This is a genomic window from Paraconexibacter algicola, from assembly GCF_003044185.1.
Lineage (GTDB): Bacteria > Actinomycetota > Thermoleophilia > Solirubrobacterales > Solirubrobacteraceae > Paraconexibacter > Paraconexibacter algicola.
In genome coordinates this window covers 1,480,354-1,503,514 of the sequence record NZ_PYYB01000001.1, presented here as the reverse complement: position 1 = coordinate 1,503,514, position 23,161 = coordinate 1,480,354, and the positions used below count along the sequence as shown (strand labels likewise).

Below are 23,161 nucleotides of genomic sequence, written 5' to 3'. Positions count from 1 at the left end.
GCCCGCGGGTCAGCCGGCGAGCGCGCTGATCTTCCAGCGCTGCCCGTCCTTGACGAACTGGATGGTGTCGCGGACGTTCTTGTCGCGGTCCTCGGACTCGACGACCGCCTTGGCCGTGGTCCCGGTGACCGTCACCGACTTCACGGAGAGATCGAAGGAGTCCGCGTCCTGGATCGCGTCGTCGATCGCCTCGGCGCAGGTGGCCTTGCCGCCCGCGGTCGCGCGGATCGTCGTGATCAGCTGCTCGCTGAGCAGCTGGCAGACCTGGTCGGCGTCCTGCTCGCGGCCCGCGTCCTGGAGGTCCTCCACGACGTTGGCGACGAGCTTCTGCTCGCCCTTGAAGTCGGGCGACGAGCTCTCCTCGGAGCCCGAGCAGCCGGCCAGCGCAGTGGCGGCGACGAGCACGGCGAGGAGCGGGCGGGCGGCGGTCGGCATCGGCGAGAGGGTACCTTGCATGGCCTCATGGCCGAGGCGCCCACCAGCAGCTCAGGCGGCAGCGTGCCGCGCGGGCGTCACGCCCCACCCCTCGAGGTCCGCGTCGAGGTGCAGCGCAAGCGGCTGTTCGAGGCGGCGGCCGCGGTGTTCGCCCGCGTCGGGTACGCCGACGCGAGCGCCGAGGCGATCGCCCGCGAGGCGGGCATGTCGAAGGCCACGTTCTACGAGCACTTCTCCAACAAGGAGGAGTGCCTGATCGCCCTGTTCGACGACGCGGCCGCGATCATCATGCGCGAGATGGCCGACAACCAGCGGGCCAACCGCCGGGAGTCGGAGAGCTACCACGAGTGGATCGAGCGCGGTGTCCGCGCGTTCCTCGGGACGCTCACGCAGTTCCCGGACGCGTCGCGGACCCTGCTCGTCGAGGTCGTCGGGGCCGGCCCCGCGGCGCTCGCGCGCCGCGACCGCGTCTTCCAGCTGTTCGCCCAGCTGCTCTACGACGACAACAAGGCCGTCGCCCCGCACTACGACGCCCCGAACTTCGCGTCGCTGGAGGACACCTACGCGATCGTCGGCGCGATCGCCGCGCTCGTCGACCGCCAGCTGCGCCACGGCGTCCCCGAGGACCCCACCGACCTCGAGCCCGTCATCGAGCGGCTGTTCTTCGGGCTGCTCGGCCAGGCCGCCGAGCTCGCCGACGGCGGCGAGTGACCGCGGGACCACCGCCCGCGCTCGAGCCGCGCGACGTCGTCGCCCAGGCCACCGACGCGCCGGCGCTCCCGGTCCTCGAGGAGCGGATGACGGAGTGCCGGGCGTGCCCGCGCCTCGTCGCCTGGCGCGAGGAGGTCGCGACCGTCAAGCGCGCCGCCTACGCCGACGAGCAGTACTGGGGCCGGCCCGCGCCCGGCTTCGGGGACCCGGACGCCCGGATCCTCGTCCTCGGCCTCGCACCCGCCGCGCACGGCGCGAACCGCACCGGCCGCGTGTTCACCGGTGACCGCTCCGGCGACTTCCTCTACGCGGCGCTGCACCGCGCGGGCCTGGCCAACCAGCCGACCTCGGTCGCGCGCGACGACGGGCTCGCGCTCCACGACACCTGGGTGAGCGCGGCGGTCCGCTGCGCGCCGCCCGCGAACAAGCCGACGCCCGACGAGCGCGACACCTGCCTGCCGTGGGCGGTGCGCGAGCTCGAGCTGCTGCCCCGCCTGCGCGTGGTGCTGTGCCTCGGCGGGTTCGCCTGGGAGGCGGCGCTGCGGCTGCGCCGCGCCGCGGGCGCACCGGCCGCCGGGCCACCGAAGCCGCGCTTCGGCCACGGCGCGCTGTTCGACGACGGGGCGTGGCTGCCGCTGCTGGGCTGCTTCCACGTCTCCCAGCAGAACACGTTCACCGGCCGGCTGACCGAGCCGATGATCGACGACGTGCTCGAGCAGGCGCGCGCGATCGCCGACGGGCGCTGACCGCGGGCGCGCCAGCCACCCGCCCCGGCCGCAATCAGGACCGTTCCTGACCGCAGGCCCCGGGTACCCTCGGAGGCGATGTCCCTGCGCGCGTTCACCCCGGCCGTCCGCGACTGGTTCACGGGCGCGTTCGCCGGTCCCACCGCCGTGCAGGAGCAGGCGTGGCCCGCGATCGCGACGGGTGAGCACGTCCTCATCTCCGCCCCGACCGGGTCCGGCAAGACGCTCGCCGCGTTCCTCTGGGGCCTCGACCGGCTGGTCGCCGAGCCGTCGACCGAGCCCGGCGTGCGGCTGGTCTACGTCTCGCCGCTGAAGGCGCTCTCGCACGACGTCGAGCGCAACCTGCGGGCGCCGCTGCGCGGCATCGCCGGGGGCGACGAGGCGCGCGTCCCGACGGTCGCGATCCGCACCGGGGACACGCCGCAGCGCGAGCGCACGCAGATGCAGCGCACCCCGCCGGACGTCCTCATCACGACGCCCGAGTCGCTGTACCTCATGCTCACCTCGCAGGCGCGCGCGATGCTCACCGGGGTCGAGGCGGTGATCGTCGACGAGATCCACGCGGTTGCCGGGACGAAGCGCGGCTCGCACCTGGCGCTGACGCTCGAGCGGCTCAGCGCGCTCGTCGCCGCCGAGCACCCCGACCGTGACGTGCAGCGCATCGGCCTGAGCGCGACGCAGAACCCGCTGGAGGAGGTCGGCCGCTTCATGGTCGGGCCGCGGCGGACGTGCACGATCGTCGACGCGGGCGTGCGCAAGCCGCTGGACCTGCAGATCCACGTGCCGGTCGAGTCGATGGTCGAGCCCGACGAGTCGATCGACCGCGACCCGCTCGACCCGGTCGTCGGCGGCGAGGCGACGCGCCGGTCGATCTGGCCGGCGATCTACCCCGAGCTGCTGCGGCTCGTGCACGAGCACCGGTCCACGATCGTCTTCGTGAACAACCGCCGCGCGGCCGAGCGCCTCGCGCTGCGACTCAACGACCTGCACAACGAGGCCGGGGACGAGGACGGAGAGCCGCAGGCGGAGCGCGAGGTCGAGATCATCGCGCGCGCCCACCACGGGTCGCTCGCGCGCGAGGAGCGCCTGGTCGTCGAGGACCTGCTGAAGACCGGGGAGCTGCCGTGCCTGGTGGCCACCTCGTCGCTGGAGCTCGGCATCGACATGGGCGCCGTGGACCTCGTCCTGCAGGTCGAGTCGCCGAAGTCCGTGTCGCGCGGCCTGCAGCGGATCGGCCGCGCCGGGCACAACGTCGGGGACGTCTCCAAGGGCCGGATCTTCCCGAAGTTCCGCGGCGACCTCCTGGAGTGCGCCGTCGTCGCGCGGATGATGCGCGACGGGCGGATCGAGCCCACGGTCGTGCCGCGCAACGCGCTCGACGTGCTCGCCCAGCAGATCGTCGCGATCGCCGCGTCCGCCGCCGCCCCGGACGCCTCGTCCGACGAGGAGGGCGTCGTCGCCGTCGACGACCTGTACGCCCTGATCACCCGCACGTACTCGTACGCGGAGCTGCCACGCGAGCTGCTGGAGAACGTCCTCGACATGCTCGACGGGCGCTACCCGTCGCAGGAGTTCGGGGACCTGCGCCCGCGGATCGTCTGGGACCGCGTCGCCGGGACGATCCGTCCGCGCAAGGGCGCCCGCGCACTGGCGATCGTCAACGCGGGCACGATCCCCGACCGCGGCCTCTACTCGGTGACGCTCCCGGACGGCCGGCGGGTCGGCGAGCTCGACGAGGAGATGGTCTACGAGGCACGGCCCGGGCAGACGTTCCTGCTCGGCGCGTCGACCTGGCGGATCGAGGAGATCCAGCGCGACCGCGTCATCGTCACCCCCGCGCCCGGCGCGCCCGGCGCGGTGCCGTTCTGGCGCGGCGACACGATCGGCCGCCCGAAGGAGCTCGGGCAGGCGATGGGCGAGTTCGCGCGCACCGCGGTCGACCTGCCGGCCGAGCAGCTCGAGCGCGACTACGACCTCGACCCGCGCGCGGCCCGCAACCTGCTCGCGTTCCTCGCCGAGCAGCAGGACGCCACGCGCGTGATCCCGTCCGACACCGCGATCGTCGTCGAGCGGTTCCGCGACGAGCTGGGCGACTGGCGGGTCTGCGTCCTGTCCCCGTACGGCGGGCGCGTGCACGCCGCGTGGGGGCTCGCGCTCTCCGCCCGGATCCGGGACGAGCTGGGCCTCGAGTCCGACGCGATCTGGTCCGACGACGGCATCATCGTCCACCTCCCCGACGCGGATCTCGGGGTGGCGTCGGCGTCACATGACGCCGACGCCGGGCCCCCGTACCGTGCCGGGGTCGAGGACGTGCTCGACCTGATCCTCGTCGAGCCCGACGAGCTCGAGGACCTCGTCGTCGGGGAGCTGGGCTCGTCCGCGCTGTTCGGGGCGCGCTTCCGCGAGAACGCCGGCCGCGCGCTGCTGATCCCGCGCGCCTACCCGGGCAAGCGCACGCCGCTGTGGCAGCAGCGCCTCAAGGCCCAGTCGCTGCTGGAGGTCGCCAAGCGCTACGGCGACTTCCCGATCGTGCTGGAGACCTACCGCGAGTGCCTGCGCGACGTGCTCGACGTGCCCGGCACGATCGAGCTGCTGCGCGCGCTGCACCGCCGCGAGATCGCGCTCGTCCCGGTCGAGACGAAGACCGCCTCGCCGTTCGCCGGGTCGCTGCTGTTCGACTACGTCGCGACCTACATGTACGAGGGCGACACGCCCAACGCCGAGCGGCGCGCCGCCGCCCTGTCCCTCGACAAGGACCTGCTGCGCGAGCTGCTCGGTCAGGACGAGCTGCGCGAGCTCATCGACGCGGGCGCGCTCGAGCAGGTCGAGGCCGACCTGCAGCACCTCTCCGAGCGCACGCGCGCGACCACCCGGGACGAACTGGCCGACGTGCTGCGCCGGGTCGGCGACCTGTCGCTCGACGAGCTGCGCGCCCGCGCGCACGAGGGCGTGGACGTCGCCGCCGGTCTCGCGGCGCTCGCCGACCAGCGTCGCGCCGTGCTCGTGCGCGTCGGCGGCGAGGACCGCTGGATCGCCGCCGACGACGCCGGCCTCTACCGGGACGCGCTCGGCACCGTCCCGCCCGGCGGGCTGCCCGCCGCGTTCGTCGCCGACGTCCCCGACGCGCTGCGCAAGCTCGTCGCGCGGTACGCGCGCACGCGCGGCCCGTTCACGACCGCGGAGCTGCGCGCCCGCTACGGGCTCGCCTCCGGTGGCGGACTGGACCTCGTGCTGCAGGCGCTCGAGCGCGACGGCACGCTCGTCAACGGCGAGCTGCGCCCGGGCGGCACGGTGCGCGAGTGGTGCGACGCCGACGTCCTGCGACGGCTGAGGCGCGCGTCGCTCGCCGCGCTGCGGCACGAGATCGAGGCGGCCGACCAGCGGGCGCTCGGGCGCTTCATGCCGTCCTGGCACGGCATCGACCGCCACCCGCCCGCCGGGGCGGGCATCGACCGGCTGCGCGAGACGCTCGTGCCGCTGCAGGGGCTCGCGCTGCCCGTGGAGACGTGGGAGTCCGAGGTGCTGCCGCGGCGCATCGGCGCCTACTCGCCGACGTGGCTGGACCAGCTGTGCGCCTCCGGCGAGGTCGTGTGGGTCGGCTCGGGTGCGCTGGGCCGGCGGTCGGGTCGCGTGGCGCTGTACTTCCGCGAGGACGCGGCGGCGATCGGTCCTCCCGGCCTGCGCCCGGTCGAGGAGGTCGACGGGGAGCTGCACGCCGCGCTGCGCGGCCGCCTGCAGCACGCACCCGCGTTCTTCACCGACCTGCTGGCGGAGTTCGTCGACGCGGCGCCCGAGGCGCTGCAGGACGCGCTGTGGGATCTCGTGTGGGCGGGCGAGGTCACCAACGACGCGTGGGCGCCGCTGCGCGCGCCGCGGCTGACGCTCGCGCGCTCCGCGCAGGCGGCGGCGCGATCGCGGTCCGGCTCCTCGCGGCGGGCCGGGACGCGGTTCGCCTCGCGGCGGCTCGGCGCGCAGGCGCAGGTCGTGGGCCGCTGGGCGTCCGCCGCGCCGCTGTTCTCCGCCGGGCCCGCCGACGTCCTCGACCCGCGGGCGCGACGGCGGACCGTCGCGGAGCTGCTCCTCGAGCGGCACGGGATCGTCACGCGCGAGCACGTGGTCGGCGAGGGGGTCGCGGGCGGCTTCAGCGGCCTCTACGACGTCTTCGGGGACCTCGAGACGCTCGGCGTCTGCCGCCGCGGCTACTTCGTCGAGGGTCTCGGCGGCGCGCAGTTCGCGCTCCCCAGCGCGGTCGAGCGGCTGCGCGCGCAGAAGGCCGACGACGAGGCGCCGCCGCTCGTGCTCGGCGCGACCGACCCCGCCCAGCCCTACGGTGCGGTGCTGCCGTGGCCCAAGCGCGACGACGGCGAGACGCGGGCGCCACAGCGGGTCGCGGGGGCCGTGGTGGTGCTGAGCGGCGCCGAGCCGGTCCTCTACGTCGAGCGCGGCGGGCGGTCGCTGCGGGTCCTGTGCGCGTTCGACGACCCGCGCCTGCCGACCGCGCTGGACGCGCTCGCGGACTGGGTCCGCGCCGGTCGCGGTCGCAAGCTCGCGCTGGAGAAGATCGACGGCGAGACCGTCATCGCCCACGTCCTCGAGCCGCTGCTGGTCGCCGCGGGCTTCCGTCAGAACCCGACGAAGCTCACCCTGAGCGCCTGACCGGCCGGGCTGCGCCCGCCCGCCGCGCCCCGGCTGGCGCCCGCCCGCAGCCCCCAATCCCGCCGAACTGGGTGATCTCGCACCCGCATATGGGCGCCGGATCACCCAGAACGCCCGGCTTCGGGGCGGTGGCGCGTCACGCCGGCGTGTCGAGCCTGCGCCGCAGCAGCGAGCGCTCCGCCGGCGAGGGCGCGAGCTGCAGCGCCCGGGCGTCCGCCAGCCGGGCGCCGTCGGGGTCCCCCGCGCGGCGGAGCAGCTCGGCGCGGGTGGCGTGCAGCAGGTGGTAGCCGTCCAGCGCGCGCTCGAGGCCCGCCAGCTCGTCGAGCGCCGCGTCCGGACCGCGGACCTCCGCGAGGGCGACCGCGCGGTTGAGCCGCACGACGGCGGTGTCCTGCACGGCGACGAGGCGGTCGTAGAAGGCGAGCACGGTCGGCCAGTCGGTCGGGCCGTCGGCGAGGTGGGTGGCGACGATCGCGGCCTGCAGGACGTACGGACCGGGAGGCCCCAGGCGTGCCGCGCGATCGACGAGCCGGCGGCCCTGCGCGATGGCCGCCCGGTCCCACCGCGCACGGTCCTGGTCGGCGAGCAGCACCAGCTCGCCGTCCGCGTCGGTGCGCGCTCCGCGCCGCGCGTCGTGCAGCGTCATCAGCGCCAGCAGCCCGAGCGCCTCGCGCTCGTCGGGCATCAGCGCGCAGAGGATCGAGGTCAGCCGGATGGCCTCGGCGCAGAGCTCGTGCCGCACCAGCGCGTCCCCGCTGGAGGCGGCGTAGCCCTCGTTGAAGATGAGGTACATCGTGGCGAGGACCGCGGGCAGGCGGTCGGGCAGCGCCGCGTCGCGCGGGACGGCGAAGGCGATGCCGGCGTCGCGCAGCTTGCGCTTCGCGCGCACCACGCGCTGCTGCATCGTCGTCTCGGAGACGAGGAAGGCGCGCGCGACCTCCGGGGTCTGCAGGCCACCGACGAGACGCAGGGTGAGACCCACCCGTGCCTCGAGCGCGAGCGCCGGGTGGCAGCAGGCGAAGATCAGCGCGAGGCGGTCGTCGGGGATCGGCACGGGGTCGTCGTCCTGGTCACCGGGCACCGCGCGCCGGAGCTCGGCGGCGAGCACCTCCGCCTTCTCGGCGAGGCGCCGGGAGCGCCGCAGGCGGTCGATCGCCTTGTTGCGTGCGGTCCGGGCGATCCAGGCCGCGGGCTCGGCGGGCACGCCGTCGTGCGGCCAGCGCTCGAGCGCGACGACGAAGGCCTCCTGGACCGCCTCCTCGGCCAGGTCGACGTCGCGGAGCACGCGGGCCAGCACGGCGACCGCCCGTCCCGCGCCGTCGCGGAACAGGCGGTCGACCTCGAGCGTGGCGCCGGCGGTCAGGGAGCGGCCGTCCCGGTGGCGTCGCGGTTCTCGGCGATGTCGGTGCCGCCGGCCGTCGGACGCACCTCGATCGCCCCGCCCCACTGCACGGCCGGGACCTTCCTGGCCCAGGCGAGCGCCTCGTCGAGGTCGGCCACCTCGAGGACGTAGTAGCCGGCGAGCTGCTCCTTGGTCTCGACGAAGGGGCCGTCGGTCAGCACGACCTCACCGCCACCGCGGACGGTCGTCGCCGTCGCCGACGGTTGCAGGCCCGAGCCGCCGCGCAGCACCCCGGCGGCGGCCGCCTCGTTGTTGAACGCGGCCCACGGCGCCATCGTCTCGGGCGTCAGCTCGAGCTCCTCCGGCTCCTCCATCCAGATCGTCAGCAGGTACTGCATGTCATGTCCCTCCTCGGGCGGTGGTGCGGTGGCCTCGGTGACCGCCGCGGTTCGACCCATGGACGAACGACAGACGACCGGATCGACCGAGACAAGAGCGCTGGCGCGCCAGCTTCGCCGGAGCCCTCCCATGCCCTCGCCGAACTGGGTGATCTCGAGCCCAGATATGGGCGCCGGATCACCCAGAACGCCCCGGGCGTGCGGGCCGACGGGCGCGCGGGGCCACCCGACGGGCGCGCCCGCGCCGTCAGGGCGTGGGGCGGCCCGTCCCGACGCGCTGCCAGGCGCCGAGGACCATGAGGGTCTTCGTGCCGATCACGCGGCCGCTGCCGCGCAGGCGCTCGATGACCTGCTGGATGTGCTCCATGTCGCGGGCGCGGAGGTGCACGATCGCGTCCGGGTCGCCGGCGATGGCGTAGACCGCGCGGACCTCCCGCATCGACGCGACCCGCTCGTGGACCCCGGTGATGCCCGTCGTGCCCGCGAAGCGCAGCTCGATGAACGCCTCCAGCGTCCAGCCGAGCTTGCGGTGGTCGACCTGGGCGCGGAAGCCCGTGATCACCCCGTCGGCCTCCAGGCGGTCGACCCGGCGCTTCGCCGCCGCCGTCGAGAGGCTGACCGCGCGGCCGATCTCCGCGTAGCTCGCGCGACCGTCGCGCTCGAGCAGGTCGATGATCTCCAGGTCGGTCTCGTCCAGCGCCATGACGCAACGATCATCGCCCACGAACTGATCCAGCGCAATCTTCTTGCGTCCCTAACGGAGGCGAAGCGAAAATCTCGACGCGCCGAGGCGCCGATGGCGCACAGTCGTCCGCATGCCGTCCCCGTGGGCCCTGCTCGCCGTCATCGCGCTGCTGCGCGGCTGCTCCTATCTGCCGACCCAGTGGGCGCTCGGTGCGCTCCCGCCGATCGCCGTGGTCGTGCTGCAGGTGCTGGGTGCCGGGCTGTTCCTGCTCGTCGCGCTAGTCGCCGGCCGGGCGCTGCGCCCGATGCTCGCGCTCGCGCGGCGCGCCCCGGGACCGGTCGCCCTCCTCGCGCTGTCGCAGACCGTCGTCCCGCTGACGCTCATCGCCCTCGCGGTCGGCAGCGTGCAGACCGGCGCGGCGGCGATCCTCGTGGCGCCCTCCCCGATCCTCGCGGCGATGCTCGCCCGCGCGACCGGCGACCGCACCCCGCTCGGCACCGCGCAGCTCGCCGGGATGGGCCTCGCGCTCGCCGGGGTCGTGCTCGTCGGCGCGGGCGCGCACGTCGGCTCGGCGGCCGGCGCCGGGGCCTTCCTCGCCGCTGGTGCCTGCTACGCGGTCGCCGCGGTCACGATGCGCCGGCACTTCGCCGACACGCCCGTGCTCGTCACCGCCGGCCTCACGACGCTGCCCGCGCTCCCCGTCGCGCTCGTCGCGCTCGCGCTGCTGCCGCTCGGCGGCGTGCCCGCGACCGCGATCGGCGGCACGTTGCTCCTGGGGACGCTGACCCTCGGCGTCGCGGTGGTGCTGCTGGTGACGCTCGTCCGCCGCGTCGGCGCGGCCCGCGGGCTGCTCGTCATCTACCTCACCCCGGTGGTGGCGCTCGTGGCCGCCGTCGTCGCCGCGGGTGAGCCGCTGACCGTCGCCGCGGTCCTCGGGCTCGGAACCGTCGTCGCCGGCGTCGCCCTCGCCGCCCGGCCGGTCCGGCCCGCGCCCGCGCCCGCGCGGCCGCGGCCGGGCTACGCGCCGGTCGCCGCCACCCTGCGGCCCGAGGCCGTGCGTGCGCTCGGGACCGCGCAGCGGGTCCGCGTCGCCGCGGGCGACTGAGCCCGCTGCGCGAGCGCCCACCGGTCCGGGCGCACCCGCGCACGCGGTGCGGGCTACGGCCGGTTGCGGCCGTAGGCGTCGTGGGCGTCGACCCACTCCTCCGCGACGATCGCCGAGCCGAGCGACAGCTCGCCGCAGAGGACGGTCGCGGCGACGATCTCGGTGAGCTTGCGGACCTTGCCGGCGCCGTAGCAGTCCATGAGCTCCAGGCACTCGCGCTGGGTCGGCAGACCGGTGCCGCCCCCGTAGGTCGCGACGATCAGCGACGGGATCGTGATCGAGAAGTAGTAGTCGCCGTTGTCGCGCAGCTCCGCGTACACGTACGCGGCGGAGGACTCGGCGACGTTCGCGGCGTCCTGCCCGGTCGCGATGAACATCGCGGTGATGCCGTTGGCGGAGTGCGCGCCGTTGTTGTTGACCCCGGCCATGAAGCCGCCGAGGTTCGAGATCTGCCGGGCCCGGTACATGAGCCGCGAGTCCGAGCGCATCACGCGCTGGAACAGCTCGTTCGGGACGGTCGCCTCGGCGATCACGCGCTTGCCGCGCGTGTGCAGCATGTTCACCGTCGAGGACTTCTTGTCCGTCGCGAAGTTCGACTCGAGGAAGTGGTGCTCGATCGTGTCGTTGTTCGCGCGGATCCAGCGGCACGCCTCCTGCGTCGCCTTGCCTGTGAGGTTCTGGCCCGCCGCGTCCCCGGTCGTGTAGTTGAACCGCGTGTAGAGCATGCGGCCGGCGGAGTAGCGCTCGATCTCCTGCAGCCTGCCGGTCGACGTCGTGGTCTCCGCGGCGGCCTTGATCTCGTCGAAGTGCTCGTCGAGCCAGCCGTCGAAGTCCCGCGCCTCGCGCGCGCTGGGGAAGATGAACGAGGGGGCGCGCTGCATGTGGTCGTCCATGACCGTGACCGTCACGCCACCGGCCTCGTGCAGCAGCCGCATGCCGCGGTTGTACGAGGCGACGAGCGTGCCCTCGGCGGTCGCGAGCGGGACGTAGAACTCCCCCTGCGCGTGCTCGCCGTTGACGAGCAGCGGTCCCGCGAGGCCGATCGGGACCTGGGCGACGCCGACGAAGTGCTCGATGTTCCCGGCCAGGACCGCGGGGTCGAACGAGTACGAGCCGACGTGCTCCAGCGCCGCCCCGGTGTGCTCCTGCGCGAACTCCCGCCGCATCGCGGCGGCCTCGCGCGAGTAGTCGTTCTCCCTGTCGCGCGGCACAGCCACCCGCCCCGGACGCCCAAGTCCCTCAGCCATACCCAAACGCTACCGCCCCCGCCCCCCGCTCCCCGCGGCCGAACAGGGAGAAGTTCGGCTCCACGCCGACAGACTCCCTGTTCGGCCGGCACAGGGGGGGTCAGGGGCGTTTGGTGGCCGGGTTCATGATCCCCGCCGGGTCCAGGGCGCGGCGCACCGCGTCGGCGGCGGCGACGGCGGCCGGGGACCACTGCTTCGACAGCCAGCCGTTCTTCAGCAGGCCCAGGCCGTGCTCGCCGGACACGGTGCCGCCGAGCTCGAGCGCCATCGCGAAGAGGTCGGCCGCGGCGTCGTCGGCGCGGGCGCGCTGTGCCGCGTCGGCCGGGTCGAGCAGGAAGGTCGAGTGCAGGTTGCCGTCGCCCGCGTGCCCCCAGGAGCACGCCTGCAGCCCATGGCGGGCGCCGATCTCGACCGTGCGCTCGACCGCCTCGGCGAGCCGCTCGACCGGCACCGCGATGTCCTCGGAGAGCTTGCCGCCGTGCACCGCCGCCACCGCGATCGACACGCCGTCGCGCCAGCGCCACAGCGCGCCCGGCGACGGCTGCGACACCGTCGCGCCGGCGGACCGCAGGGCGGCGACGACCTCGTCGGCGTCCTGCGGCGAGGTGTCGACCTCGACGATCAGCACGAACCCCGCGTCGGGCGACAGCGCCCCGCCCGGGAACGACCCCGCCGCCGCGGCGACCGCGCCCGCGTCGAGGAACTCGACCACGGCCGGGACCACGCCGCTGCCCAGCACGGCGTCGAGCGCCTCCTGCCCGGCGCGGGCGTCCGGCAGCACCGCCGCGATCGCGATCTCGACCGGCGGCGCCGGGATCAGCCGCATCCAGGCCGCGGTGATGATCCCCAGCGTGCCCTCGCTGCCGCAGAGCAGGCCCGCCAGGTCGTAGCCGGCGACGTCCTTGCGCGTCGGCCCGCCGACCGTCACGAGCTCGCCGTTGCCGAGCACCGCCTCCACCCCGAGCACCCACGCGCGCGTGACGCCGTGCTTGAAGCAGTGCGGGCCCCCCGCGTTCGTCGCGATGTTGCCGCCGATGTGCGACTGCTCGGCCGCGCCCGGGTCGACCGGGAACCGCAGCCCGTTCTCGCGCGCCAGCCGCGCGAGCCGCGCCGTCGTCACCCCCGCCTCCACGTGCGCGCGCCACTGCAGCACGTCCAGCGACCGGACCGCGTCCAGCCGGTCGACCGCGACCACCACGGAGGCCGGGTCCTGCGGCACGCAGCCGCCGCTGAAGCCCGTACCGCCCCCGCGCGGCACCACGGGCACCCCGCGCTGCGCGCACCACGACACGACCGCGGCGACCTCCTGCGCGGACCCGGGCCGCACGAGCGCGGCGGCGCTGCCGGTCACCCCGGCGTAGGCGCTGGCGTCGGCGAGCAGCGCGGGGTCCGGGGAGGCGACGACGTGATCGTCCCCGACGAGCGCACGGAGGTCGGCGAGCACCCCGCAACCGTACCCTGGGGACAGCGCGATGCCCGAGGGCGACACCATCCACCACGCCGCGAACCGCATCCGCCCGATCATCGGCGGCACGGTCCCGGACGAGATCCTCACCCCCCATCCGCGGTTCGGCCGGGACGGCTGGCCGCAGCGACTGGCGGGCCGCGAGGTGCTGTCGGTCGACGCGCACGGCAAGCACCTGTTCATCCGCTTCGACGGGGACCTGACGCTGCACTCGCACCTGCGGATGACCGGCTCCTGGCACACGGGCATGGTCGGCAGGCGGTGGCGGCGCTCGCCCCGGCGGGCCTGGCTGATCCTGCGGGCGCGCGGCCACGAGGTCGTGCAGTTCGACGGTCCCGTCCTCGAGCTGCTGACCGAGTCGCGGACCCGCTTCGACCACCGGCTGCAGGCGCTCGGACCCGACATCTGCGTGCCGCCGTTCGACACCGAGCGGTTCCTGCGACGACTGCGCCAGGACGACCCCACCCGGCCGATCGGCGACGCGCTGCTGGACCAGCGCACGGTCGCCGGGATCGGGAACATCTGGAAGAGCGAGGCCTGCTGGGAGGCACGGGTCGACCCGCGGCGCAAGGCCGGGAAGGTGTCCGACGACGAGGCGCGCGCGCTCGTCGACCTCGTGCACCCGCGGATGGTCGACTCGGCCACCTCCGGCACCAACGGGCGCGACGCCCGCGCCTACGGTCGCGAGGGTCGCCCGTGCCCGCGCTGCCGCACCACGATCGTCATGGGACGCCTCGGGGACGACAACCGCTCGACATACTGGTGCCCGGGATGTCAGCGGTGAGGGACCGGCCCCGGCGCGTGGGGCACAAGGGCGCGCACGCGCTCGCGCACGGCAACACGGCCGCGAGCTTCGACGCGGCCCTCGGGCTGGGCGTCGACATGATCGAGTTCGACGTCCTCCCCGCCCACCAGGACGGCACCGGCGCCCTGCTCCTCGCCCACGACTACGAGGACGCCGCGGCACGCGAGCCGCTGACGCTCCAGCAGGGCCTCGCGCACCTCGCCGCGCCCGCCTTCGCGGGGATCGAGCTGGACGTCGACCTGAAGCTCCCCGGCTACGAGGACCGGGTCGTCGCCGCGCTGCGCGAGCACGGCCTGACCGAGCGGACGCTGATCTCGACGATGGAGGTCGCGTCGCTGGCGCGGCTGCGCGCGATCGCCCCGGAGATCCGCCTGGGCTGGTCGGTGCCGAAGGTCCGCCGCGACTACCTCGCGCACCCGCTGACCCGCCCGCTCGCGTACGGGGCGGTCGGCGTGCTGCGCCGCACCGTGCCGCGGCAGGCGGCGGCCGCGATCCGCGCCGGCCGGGTCGACGCGCTGATGGCGCACTGGTCGCTCGTCACCCCGCGCCTGGCCCGCGCGGTCGCGGACGCGGGCGGCGAGCTGTACGTCTGGACGGTCGACGACGCCGCCCGGATCGCCGCGCTGGAGCGCCTCGGGGTCGCGGGGATCATCACCAACGACCCGCGCCTCTTCCCCGCGGACGCGTCGCCGTGAGCGACCCGGTCCGGGGCCTGCGGCGCCGCGAGTTCCTCGCCACGTCGCTGGCCGCCGTCTCCGCGACCGCGCTCGGCGCGTGCGGCGGCGACGAGGAGCCCGCCCGCCGGGTCGACGTCGTGGTGGTCGGGGCCGGCATGGCCGGCCTCGGGGCCGCCCGGGCGCTGCAGGACGGCGGCCTCGACGTGCTCGTGCTCGAGGCCGGGGAGCGGATCGGCGGTCGCGTGCACACCGACCGCGGCTGGGAGGACCTGCCGGTCGACCTCGGCGCCTCCTGGATCCACGGCCGCGACGGCAACCCGCTGACCGCGCTGGCCCGTGACGCGGACGTCGAGACCGCGGTCTTCGACGTCGGCGGGGAGCAGGGCGACGGCACCGTCGTGGTGTACGACGGCGACGGGGAGCGGATCCCCGAGGCGACGCTCGAGCGGCTCGAGCGCGACGTCGAGCGGTTCTACGACCTCGCCGAGGAGGAGGGCGATCCGCGCGCCGCGGTCGGCGACGTGCTGGCCGCCGGGATCGACGCGTACGGCCTGCCCGCCGACCGGGCGCGCGAGCTGCGGCTGTCGCTCACCGCCCTGGCGGAGGACCACGGCGCGACGCTCGCGCAGCTGTCGCTCGGCGAGATGCTCGCCGAGGGCGACTTCCCCGGACCGCAGCTCGTCGTCCCGGACGGCCTGGACCGCCTCGCGGGCGCGCTCGCCCGCGACCTGCGGGTCGTGCTGCGCTCCCCCGTTCGGCGGATCGACCGCTCCGCCGGCGGGGTGGTCGTCCACACCCCGTCCGGCCGGACGCGCGCCGCATTCGCCGTGCTGACGCCGTCGATCGGCGTGCTGGCCGCGGGCGTGATCCGGCTGCCCGAGGGCCTGCCCGCGGCGCACGCGCGGGCGCTGCGGCGGCTGCGGCTGGGTCGCTACGAGAAGGTCGTGCTGCGGTTCGAGGAGGCGTTCTGGGACGACGTCGACCTGATCGCGCGCCGCACCCGACCGGGCGCGCCGTTCTCGGCGTTCTTCAACCTCGACCGCGTCGGCGACGCGCCCGCGCTGATGGCGCTGAACGGCGGCGGCGCGGCCCGCGCGCTGGCCGGCCTGCCCCCGGCGCAGCGGGTGGCCCGGGCGGTGGCGGCGCTGCGGACGATCCACGGTGCGGGGATGCCCGAGCCGGTCGGCGTGCGCACGACGGACTGGGCGCGCGACCCGCTCACGCGCGGCGCCTACTCCTACGCCCCGGCGGGCGCCGGGGCGGCGGACCGTCGGGCGCTCGGCCGGCCGGTCGGCGGGCGGCTGTGGATCGCGGGCGAGGCGACGCACCCGCGGCGCTCCGCGACCGTGCACGGAGCGCTGCTCGAGGGCCGCCGCGCGGCGCGGGAGATCCTCGCGCTCAGCGGATGATGCAGCTGGCGCGGCTGTAGCCCTTGGGGTCGGCGCCGCGCGTGTTGCCGTGCCCGCTGGTGGTGCGGGTGCGCGCGCGCCGCACGACCTCGCCGTCCTGACGCCACTCGAACGTCACCGCGCCGCGCAGCCGGTAGCCGCCCGCGGTCGGGGCCTTGATGACGAAGTTGCGGCCGGACTGGCGCTGCAGGTAGCGGCCGGAGCCGACGGCCAGGAAGCCGCTGTCGCCGCCGCGGCCGACGTTGTGCCAGCGGTTGTCCGTGCGGGAGAAGAACTGGACCTGGAAGCGCATGAACATCCGCTCGGCGCTGATGCCGCTGCCGGGCATCGAGGCGCGGATGCCGATCGTGTCGGGGCGGTCCGCGGTGTCGCACACGTTGACCGTCGCCCAGAGCAGGGGGGACTCGCTGATCGGCCGCGGCTTCTCGGACTGCCCGGCGGCCGGGACGGCGGCGACGGCGACGGCCGTGAGGGCCGCCGCGGACAGCGAGGTTGCGCGCCGGGCGACCATGCCACGACGATACGTGATGGTTCGCGGGGCGCGTCGTAGTACGTGCATGAGTGACACCTTGACCATGGCTCTACCGAGGGAGAACACGGCACGGGTGGCATTCGACGCGCTGTACCGGCAGACGGTCGACGACGTGTACGCGTACGTCGTCTCGCTGCTGCGGGACCGCAGCGCGTCGGAGGACGTCACCGCCGCCGTCTACGAGCGGGCGTACCGCAGGCGATCGAGCTACCGGCCCGACCGTGGCAGCGAGCGCGCCTGGCTGTTCGGGATTGCCCGCAACGCCGCGCTCGACGAGCTGCGACGACGGTCGCGGACCGCCGCGCTCGTCGTCGAGCCCGACGACCCCGACGCGGCCGCCGCGTTCGACGCCGCCCACGAGGAGACGGAGGCCGCGGACCGCCGCGCCACCGTCCGGGCCGCCGTCGCGCGGCTCGAGGCGCGCGACCGCGAGCTCATCGCCCTGAAGTTCCACGCCGGCCTGACCAACGTCGAGATCGCCGGGGTCCTCGGCATCTCCGAGGCCAACGCCGGCACCCGCATCCACCGTGCCGTGACGAAGCTCCGGGAGGCCTGCTCATGACCCGCCGCCAGAACACCCCCGAGGACCTCGATCCCGTGGTCGCCGCCGAGCTCGCCGAGCTCGAGCGCGCGCTCGCCGGGGACGCGGGCGCCGACCCGCTGCTGACCGACCTCGTCCGCGAGACGCGCGCGACCGCGCCCCGCTTCACCGGCCCCGCCCGCGTCGCGCTCGACGAGCGCGTCCGGGACGGGTTTCCCCGCCCGTCGCGCAGCGCCGGCCTGCTCGCCCGCGTGCGCCCGTCGGGTCTGCGTCTGCGGCCCGTGCTCGCGGTCGCCGCGGTCGCGGTCGTCGGCGTCACGGTCACGACCGCGGCGCTGACCGGGAGCGAGACCGTGGAGGTGAGCGGCTTGGGCGCGCCGGTGGCGCAGGACACGCGTCCGGCGACCGACGCGGGCGCCACGGCGACGCCGCCCGAGGCGCCGGACGCCGCGCGCGAGTCCGCCCCGCAGGCGGCGACCGGCGCGCCCGCCTCGTCGCTGCCGGGCCCGTCCGGCGCGGCGCCGTCCGTCGCGAGCCCGGCGCCCGCGGTCCCCTCGGCCGGTGCGCCCGGGCAGCGGACCCGCCGCGTCGAGCGCTCGGCGGCCCTGTCGCTGACCGCCCGGCCCGACGAGGTGCAGCGTGTCGCCGACGGGGTCATCCGCACCGCGCAGGGCCTCGGCGGCATCGTCGCCTCCTCGCGCATCAGCACGTCCCCGGACGGCGGCGAGGCGACGCTCGACCTGCGGATCCCGACCTCCCGGCTGGACCGCGCGATCGCGGACCTCTCGAAGCTCGCGAGCGTCGCCGGACTCGACCAGGACAGCCAGGACATCACCGGCGCGGTGGTCTCCGCCACGGACCGGCTGCAGGACGCGCGCGACGAGCGCGCCGCGCTGCTGAAGGCGCTCGGGCGAGCGCAGACCAACCGGCAGGTGTCGAGCCTGCGGGCGCGGATCGCCGACAGCCGCCGCCGGATCGCGGCCGCGCAGGCCGACGTCCAGCGGCTGCGCGCCCGCACCGACCGCGCGACCGTCACGGTCCTCGTCAGCGGCGACCCGTCCGCCGGGGCGGGCGCGACGTCCGACGAGGACGGGGGCGGCGCCTGGACGCCGGGGGACGCGGCCGGGGACGCCTGGCGGCTGCTGCAGGTCGCCGCCGGGGTCGCGGTGATCGCCGCCGCCGCGCTCGTGCCGCTGGGCCTGCTCGCGCTGCTCGCCTGGGCGGCCGCGCGCACCACCGTCCGCCGGCGCCGCGCCCGCGCCCTGGACGCCGCGGCGTAGCACCCGACCTGCGGGCCGGACGCGGGAATCCCGCCCGATGGCGGGACGACATCCGCGTTCGGCGCCGCGGTGGTGCCCCGGGCGCGTAGGATCGGTCCGTGGCCGAGACGACCGCTTTGCTCTCCCGGGTTCCCGTCTTCGAGGCGCTGGGCGACACCGACCTCGAGCACATCGCCCGCGTGGCCGTTCCGCGGCGCTTCGCGCCGCACCAGGTGATCTTCCGCGAGGGCGACACCTCGGACACCTGCTACCTCGTGCGGCAGGGCCACGCGCGGGCGCTGCGCGAGCACGGCGACGGGCGCAGCATCGCGCTCGCGCACTTCGGTCCGGGCGACATCTTCGGCGAGCTGGCGATGTTCGACGACGAGAAGCGCTCGGCGACCGTGGAGGCGCTCGACGAGGTCGAGGCGCTGGCGATCCTCGGCCAGGACATGCGGCGGCTGATGCGCGACCACCCGGACATCGCGGTCAACCTCGTCGTCGGGCTCGGGCGGCGGCTGCGGGAGGCCAACGAGCGCCTCGCGCGCCAGTCCTTCCAGACGGTGCAGAGCCGCGTCGCCGAGGTGCTCGTCCAGCTCTGCGAGCAGGCCCGCAACGAGGGCGCGGGCGAGGAGGACGTGCTCGTCACGATCACCCAGGCGGACATCGCGCAGCTCGCCGGCTCCAGCCGCGAGTCGGCCAGCCGCTTCATGGCGGTGCTCGAGCGGGCGGGCGTGCTCACGCAGGGCCGCGGCCGCGTCACGATCCACCAGCCGGGCGCGCTGCGGGGCTACATCTACTGATGGCGCGCCCCGACCCCGAGTTCTCCTGCGGCGGCGTCGTCGTCCGTGACGGCCAGTGCATCGTGATCGTGCCGACGCGGCGCGCCGCGGACGGCTCGAAGGTGCTCGCGCTGCCGAAGGGGCACCCGGATCCGGGCGAGACGCCCGAGCAGGCCGCGCTGCGCGAGGTCCGCGAGGAGGCGGGCGTCACCTGCGAGGTCCGCGAGAAGCTCGGCGAGGTCCGCTACTGGTACCAGCGCGACGGCCGGCGGATCGCGAAGGTCGTCGCCTTCTTCCTGCTCGACTACGTGGACGGGGACCCGGCCGACCACGACCACGAGGTCGAGGACGCCCGCTGGGTGCCGCTGCAGGAGGCCGCGCGGACGCTCACCTACGACGGCGAGCGGAGCATGGCCGAGAAGGCGGTGTCCCTCGTGATCGGCACCGGGTAGGGTTGCGGTCCATGCAGGTCCTGAACTTCTACTCGACGATCTTCGCCGACCAGCTCAAGCGCGGCCGCAAGACGGCCACGATCCGGCTCGGTGACAAGTCGCACAAGTACAAGAAGAACCAGGCGGTGATGGTCACCATCGGGTACCAGCACTCGCCGCGCGAGAAGATCTTCGACGCGGTCATCGACCAGGTCGAGGTCAAGCGCGTGAAGGACCTGACGCCGCGGGACATCGAGCACGACAACCCCGAGTTCCGCCGCCACGAGGAGATGATCCACTTCCTCGAGCAGATCTACGGCAAGTCCGTGACGATGGACGACATCGTCACCGTCGTGCGGTTCTCGCAGATCATCGAGAACCCGCCGACCTTCACCGATCGCCTGCACGGCATCGGTGGGGCGCAGAACTAGAGCATCGGTCGCATATCGGCGCGCGGCGCGGTAGGCTGCCGCGCGGCCCGGCAGCGCACGGCAGGGTCTCTACAGGTCCAGACTCTTCCGGAGGTCCCTCATGCGCCCGGTCCAGCGGGTCGTCGCCCTCGCGACGACGCTCCTCGCCGTCCTCTGCTGCTCGCCGGCGTCCGCCGCCGGGCCGACGTGGCAGGTGGAGACCCTGTCCTCGCCCGACGGGAGCGCCTCGCACACCAAGAACGTGTCGGCCTCGGACGGCACCGGCGCCACGACCGTGGCCTGGCTGGAGTGCGTCGGCGGCCGCTGCGACCTCTTCGCCCGCACCCGCTCGGCCGGCGGGACCTTCGGGCCGGAACGCCGCCTCACCGGCGAGGAGGACGAGAAGCTGTCCAACGGCTCGGTCGACGCGCGGTTCCCGATCGCGTCGAACCCCGCCGGCGACGTCGTGGTCGCCTGGGTCTCGTGCCTGGACCCGTCCACGAACGGCGAGCCGTACGCGTGTCGCGTCCGCTACGCGGTGAAGCGCCGCGGCACCACGACGTGGACGCCGGCCGCGACGGCCGCCGCCGTCGCAGCGCCGTACGGCGAGTGGCCCACCCGGCCGGCGGTCGCGATCAACGACGAAGGCGACGTGACCATCGCCTGGGACCGTCACGCCAACGCCGACGCGAGCAGCGCGGTCCAGGCCGTGACGCTGCAGGACGAGAACGGCACGTATGCGGCCGGGTCCGTCGTCGGCCTGAGCCCCTCGGGTGGGAGCTACGTCCGCAACGAGAACGTCGTCGTCACGACCCGCACCGATGGGACCGCGGTGGCGGCCTGGAGTCGGCACGACGGAGGGTGCAACACCGTCCGCTACGCGACGCAGAACCCGGGCGGCTCCTGGGACCCCTCGGGCCAGCTCAACCACGGCAGCTGCGACGTCCTCAACGCGGCGGCGATCAGCTTCGCCCTCGCGCGTGACGGCGACGGCGTCCTGGCCACCTACAGCTGGTCGCAGTTCGTCAGCGGCAGCCGCGACTGGTCGATCCAGGCGCGGACGATCGGCGCGGACGACAGCCTCTCGGCCCCGCAGCTCGTGAGCGACCGGCGCGGACTGTGGAACACGAGCGACACCGCCTACGAGGACGACATCCGGCCCCTCGTGACCAACGCCGCGGGTGACGCGGTCCTGGCCGTCTACGCCGACGTCCCGGGCGCCATCGGCTCGTTCCCCGACGTGCTCCCCACGGCGTTCACGCGGCGCAACGGCGTGTGGACCGAGCACATCCTGGATCCCGTCAACACGACCTCCGCCGGCAGCGTCCAGTTCGTCCCGGGCGCCGCGCTCGAGGCGGACGGCACCGCCACGGTGATCTGGACCCAGCCGCAGCAGGACTCGGGCTACCGCGACGTGTACGTCGCGCGCCATCCGCGCGACGGTGCCTGGACCTCGGCGCAGCGCATCAGCGACCCCGACGACCACGCCTACTACCCCTTCGTCTCGGCCGGGGGCGACGGCCCGCCGGTGGTCACGTGGTGGGCGCAGGGACCGGCCGGCTCCCCGATCCGCGCGAGCGTCCTGCGGGGCACCGTGAACCAGGCGCCGACCGCGTCGTTCGACTACACGCCCGCGGCCCCGGTGGCCGGGCAGGTCACGACCTTCACGTCGACCTCCTCCGACCCGGACGGCACGATCGCCGACACGCGCTGGGACCTCGACGACGACGGGGACTTCGACGACGTGGTCGGGACGACCGCGCAGGCGACGTTCACGCAGGCGGGCACCTACACCGTCGAGGTGCGGGTGTCCGACAACGGCGGCGAGACCGCGACGGCCTCGCGGCAGATCACCGTGGCCCCGGCGCCGGCGGGCGGCGGGGACGGCGGACCGACCCCGCCCGGCGGCTCCACCCCGCCGCCCGGTGGCGGTGGCAGCGGCGGCGGTGGCGGTGGCGCGACCCCGCCGGTGGTCGTGACCCCGCCGGCCCCGTTCGGCTTCGTGGTCGGCGGCACGCAGGACACGGCGGCCTCGCGGGCGATGCCCGCCGTCGTCGGGCGGAGCCTCGACGACGCCCGCGACAAGGTCCTGCGCGGCGTCGTCTACGCCGACGTCACGGCCGACCGGGTCATCCGCGACGCGGAGGACCTCCCCAAGCGTCCGGGCGGCGGGAGGTGGAAGGTCGGCGAGGTCATCGCCCAGACCCCCGCCGCGAAGAGCACGCACGCCACCAGCACGACGGCGCAGCTCGCGGTCCGCCTGCAGTACTGGGCGGGCGAGAAGGGTGACCGGTCGCACTGCTCGGCGCTGCGCGCGTCGCTGAAGCAGGACGACCTCGACCTCGCGCTCGCCCAGCTGAAGGCCGCCGGGTGCGGCAGCGGCTCGGACCTCGTCCTCGTGCCGACGAAGAGCGCCGCGGATCCGATCGTGAAGTCGATCGCGAAGGACGGCGACGTCACGGTCAACGTGCCGACCGACCAGTCGAAGCTCGACATCGTCACGTGGCGCACCTCCGGCGTCCTGAGCTCGACCGACCCGGGCCCGGTGGCCGACGACTTCTCGCTCACCGCAGGGCAGCCGAACACGTTCGGCGTCACCCTCCGCGACCGTGCGGGCCGTCGCGTCCAGGGCGCCCGCGTCCGGATCGACCTCCACGAGGTCGGCGGGAGCGACGTCACCCGGCAGACCAGCTCCGCCGGCGTCACCGCGGCGACCGTCACGCCGAAGAAGGCCGGCACCATCCACGTGCTCAGCGAGTGGGCGGACCGCTCCGGCGAGCGGATCTACGGCTACACGAGCTTCCGGGTGCGGGACCGCGGCGAGAAGGGCGGCTTCACGACCGTCACGGGCCGCACGTACACCTGGTCGCGATCCTCGCGGCGGTTCACGCTGTCGAGCGCGCCGCGCGCGAGCGCGGCGGGCCTCCCGGAGTTCTTCGCCGCGATCACGTCGTGCCTGAAGGCGCTCGGCGGACAGGTGGCCCAGCTCACCGGCGGGGCCACCGAGCAGGTCGTCGGCGCGACGAAGCAGTTCGGCGTGTCGATCATGTCGCTCGGCCGGGGCACCGTCAGCGGCGACCCGCAGGCCGCGCAGGTGACCAGGGTGACCAGCGGCCTGTGGCGGATCGGCCCGAACGGCGTCGTCGCCTCCGGGGGCGGCAACGTCATCGCCCCGGGCGGCGCGAACGTCGTCGCGGCCGGTGGCGCGAACGTGATCGCGGCGGGTGGCCTGAACCTGATCTCCGACAACGGCCTCGGGGTCATCGCCCCGGGCGGCGGCAACCTGATCACGCTGCCGGACGGCGCCAAGGTCATCGCTCCCGGCGGCGCGAACGTCGTCGCCGCGGGCGGGCTCAACCTGATCTCCGACAACGGCCTCGGCGTCATCGCCGCGGGCGGCGGGAACGTCATCGCGGCGGGCGGGCTCAACTAGCGACCGCCGGTCGCGGGTCGGCCGGGGCGCACTGCCGCCGGCCGGCCCGGATCCCGGTCGCACAGGTTCCGTGCCGCTTGACGGCCGGAACC

The 23,161-nt window shown here is 75.1% G+C and carries 20 protein-coding genes; 13 read left to right on the top strand and 7 right to left on the bottom strand.

Translation table 11 applies throughout. The annotated features are described in order from the left end of the window. Positions 1-9: 9 nt before the first annotated feature. Entirely contained in the window at positions 10-435 is a 426-nt protein-coding gene (locus C7Y72_RS07210) for a nuclear transport factor 2 family protein (protein ID WP_158276703.1), read from the bottom strand. Between the two features lie 27 nt (positions 436-462). Here C7Y72_RS07210 and C7Y72_RS07205 point away from each other — a divergent pair, with 27 nt between their 5' ends. The 3 genes from C7Y72_RS07205 to C7Y72_RS07195 all read left to right on the top strand — a co-directional run bounded on the left by C7Y72_RS07205 (position 463) and on the right by C7Y72_RS07195 (position 6,548). Then, a complete protein-coding gene (locus C7Y72_RS07205; protein ID WP_107568097.1) occupies positions 463-1,146 on the top strand; it encodes a TetR/AcrR family transcriptional regulator in 684 nt (227 codons plus the stop codon). Between the two features lie 86 nt (positions 1,147-1,232). Continuing rightward, complete coding sequence (locus C7Y72_RS07200) at positions 1,233-1,892, top strand: uracil-DNA glycosylase (RefSeq protein WP_107569673.1); 660 nt, start codon at positions 1,233-1,235, stop codon at positions 1,890-1,892. 78 nt (positions 1,893-1,970) lie between these two features. Continuing rightward, positions 1,971-6,548, top strand: coding sequence for a DEAD/DEAH box helicase (locus tag C7Y72_RS07195; protein WP_107568096.1), 4,578 nt, complete (start codon positions 1,971-1,973; stop codon positions 6,546-6,548). A 136-nt stretch (positions 6,549-6,684) separates the two neighbouring features. On the opposite strand, the gene C7Y72_RS07190 is transcribed toward C7Y72_RS07195, so the two are convergent. From C7Y72_RS07190 to C7Y72_RS07180, 3 genes are all read right to left on the bottom strand, one after another. After that, complete coding sequence (locus C7Y72_RS07190; protein ID WP_107569671.1) at positions 6,685-7,911, bottom strand: RNA polymerase sigma factor; 1,227 nt, start codon at positions 7,909-7,911, stop codon at positions 6,685-6,687. Further along, positions 7,908-8,348 carry a YciI family protein gene (locus C7Y72_RS07185; RefSeq protein ID WP_233243764.1) on the bottom strand — a complete coding sequence of 147 codons (441 nt, stop codon included), beginning with the start codon at positions 8,346-8,348 and terminating at the stop codon, positions 7,908-7,910. Before C7Y72_RS07185 ends, C7Y72_RS07190 begins: the two co-directional genes overlap by 4 nt. A gap of 187 nt (positions 8,349-8,535) precedes the next feature. Beyond that, positions 8,536-8,991, bottom strand: a complete 456-nt coding sequence (locus tag C7Y72_RS07180; RefSeq protein WP_107568092.1) for an Lrp/AsnC family transcriptional regulator — start codon at positions 8,989-8,991, stop codon at positions 8,536-8,538. A gap of 112 nt (positions 8,992-9,103) precedes the next feature. Between C7Y72_RS07180 and C7Y72_RS07175 the strand changes: the two genes are divergently transcribed. Then, positions 9,104-10,078: a DMT family transporter gene (locus C7Y72_RS07175; RefSeq protein ID WP_107568090.1), complete on the top strand. Its 975-nt coding sequence runs from the start codon at positions 9,104-9,106 to the stop codon at positions 10,076-10,078. A 53-nt stretch (positions 10,079-10,131) separates the two neighbouring features. On the opposite strand, the gene C7Y72_RS07170 is transcribed toward C7Y72_RS07175, so the two are convergent. Then, positions 10,132-11,325: a hydroxymethylglutaryl-CoA reductase gene (locus C7Y72_RS07170; protein WP_107568088.1), complete on the bottom strand. Its 1,194-nt coding sequence runs from the start codon at positions 11,323-11,325 to the stop codon at positions 10,132-10,134. A gap of 100 nt (positions 11,326-11,425) precedes the next feature. After that, complete coding sequence (locus C7Y72_RS07165) at positions 11,426-12,769, bottom strand: FAD-binding oxidoreductase (RefSeq protein ID WP_158276702.1); 1,344 nt, start codon at positions 12,767-12,769, stop codon at positions 11,426-11,428. A 28-nt stretch (positions 12,770-12,797) separates the two neighbouring features. On the opposite strand from C7Y72_RS07165, the gene C7Y72_RS07160 reads away from it, so the two are divergent. Genes C7Y72_RS07160 through C7Y72_RS07150 form a run of 3 tightly spaced genes read left to right on the top strand, consistent with a single transcriptional unit; the run spans position 12,798 to position 15,681 of the window. Further along, positions 12,798-13,574 carry an Fpg/Nei family DNA glycosylase gene (locus C7Y72_RS07160; RefSeq protein ID WP_107568084.1) on the top strand — a complete coding sequence of 259 codons (777 nt, stop codon included), beginning with the start codon at positions 12,798-12,800 and terminating at the stop codon, positions 13,572-13,574. Then, the gene (locus tag C7Y72_RS07155; RefSeq protein ID WP_107568082.1) at positions 13,562-14,290 is read left to right on the top strand and encodes a glycerophosphodiester phosphodiesterase; all 729 of its coding nucleotides are present in this window, start codon (positions 13,562-13,564) and stop codon (positions 14,288-14,290) included. The genes C7Y72_RS07160 and C7Y72_RS07155 overlap by 13 nt, the downstream gene beginning before the upstream one ends. Next, the gene (locus C7Y72_RS07150; protein WP_107568080.1) at positions 14,287-15,681 is read left to right on the top strand and encodes a flavin monoamine oxidase family protein; all 1,395 of its coding nucleotides are present in this window, start codon (positions 14,287-14,289) and stop codon (positions 15,679-15,681) included. The genes C7Y72_RS07155 and C7Y72_RS07150 overlap by 4 nt, the downstream gene beginning before the upstream one ends. Here C7Y72_RS07150 and C7Y72_RS07145 read toward each other — a convergent pair. Beyond that, the gene (locus C7Y72_RS07145; protein WP_107568078.1) at positions 15,671-16,192 is read right to left on the bottom strand and encodes a hypothetical protein; all 522 of its coding nucleotides are present in this window, start codon (positions 16,190-16,192) and stop codon (positions 15,671-15,673) included. The genes C7Y72_RS07150 and C7Y72_RS07145 overlap by 11 nt on opposite strands. Positions 16,193-16,286: 94 nt before the next feature. Here C7Y72_RS07145 and C7Y72_RS07140 point away from each other — a divergent pair, with 94 nt between their 5' ends. From C7Y72_RS07140 to C7Y72_RS07115, 6 genes are all read left to right on the top strand, one after another. After that, positions 16,287-16,775 carry an RNA polymerase sigma factor gene (locus tag C7Y72_RS07140; protein ID WP_233243763.1) on the top strand — a complete coding sequence of 163 codons (489 nt, stop codon included), beginning with the start codon at positions 16,287-16,289 and terminating at the stop codon, positions 16,773-16,775. Further along, positions 16,772-18,034, top strand: a complete 1,263-nt coding sequence (locus C7Y72_RS07135; RefSeq protein WP_107568075.1) for a DUF4349 domain-containing protein — start codon at positions 16,772-16,774, stop codon at positions 18,032-18,034. Before C7Y72_RS07140 ends, C7Y72_RS07135 begins: the two co-directional genes overlap by 4 nt. Positions 18,035-18,132: 98 nt before the next feature. Further along, a complete protein-coding gene (locus C7Y72_RS07130; RefSeq protein ID WP_107568073.1) occupies positions 18,133-18,816 on the top strand; it encodes a Crp/Fnr family transcriptional regulator in 684 nt (227 codons plus the stop codon). Next, entirely contained in the window at positions 18,816-19,247 is a 432-nt protein-coding gene (locus C7Y72_RS07125; protein ID WP_107568071.1) for an NUDIX hydrolase, read from the top strand. The genes C7Y72_RS07130 and C7Y72_RS07125 overlap by 1 nt, the downstream gene beginning before the upstream one ends. An 11-nt stretch (positions 19,248-19,258) precedes the next feature. Then, entirely contained in the window at positions 19,259-19,657 is a 399-nt protein-coding gene (locus C7Y72_RS07120) for an ASCH domain-containing protein (RefSeq protein WP_107568069.1), read from the top strand. 100 nt (positions 19,658-19,757) lie between these two features. After that, a complete protein-coding gene (locus C7Y72_RS07115) occupies positions 19,758-23,069 on the top strand; it encodes a PKD domain-containing protein (RefSeq protein ID WP_107568067.1) in 3,312 nt (1,103 codons plus the stop codon). The last annotated feature ends 92 nt before the right edge of the window (positions 23,070-23,161 follow it).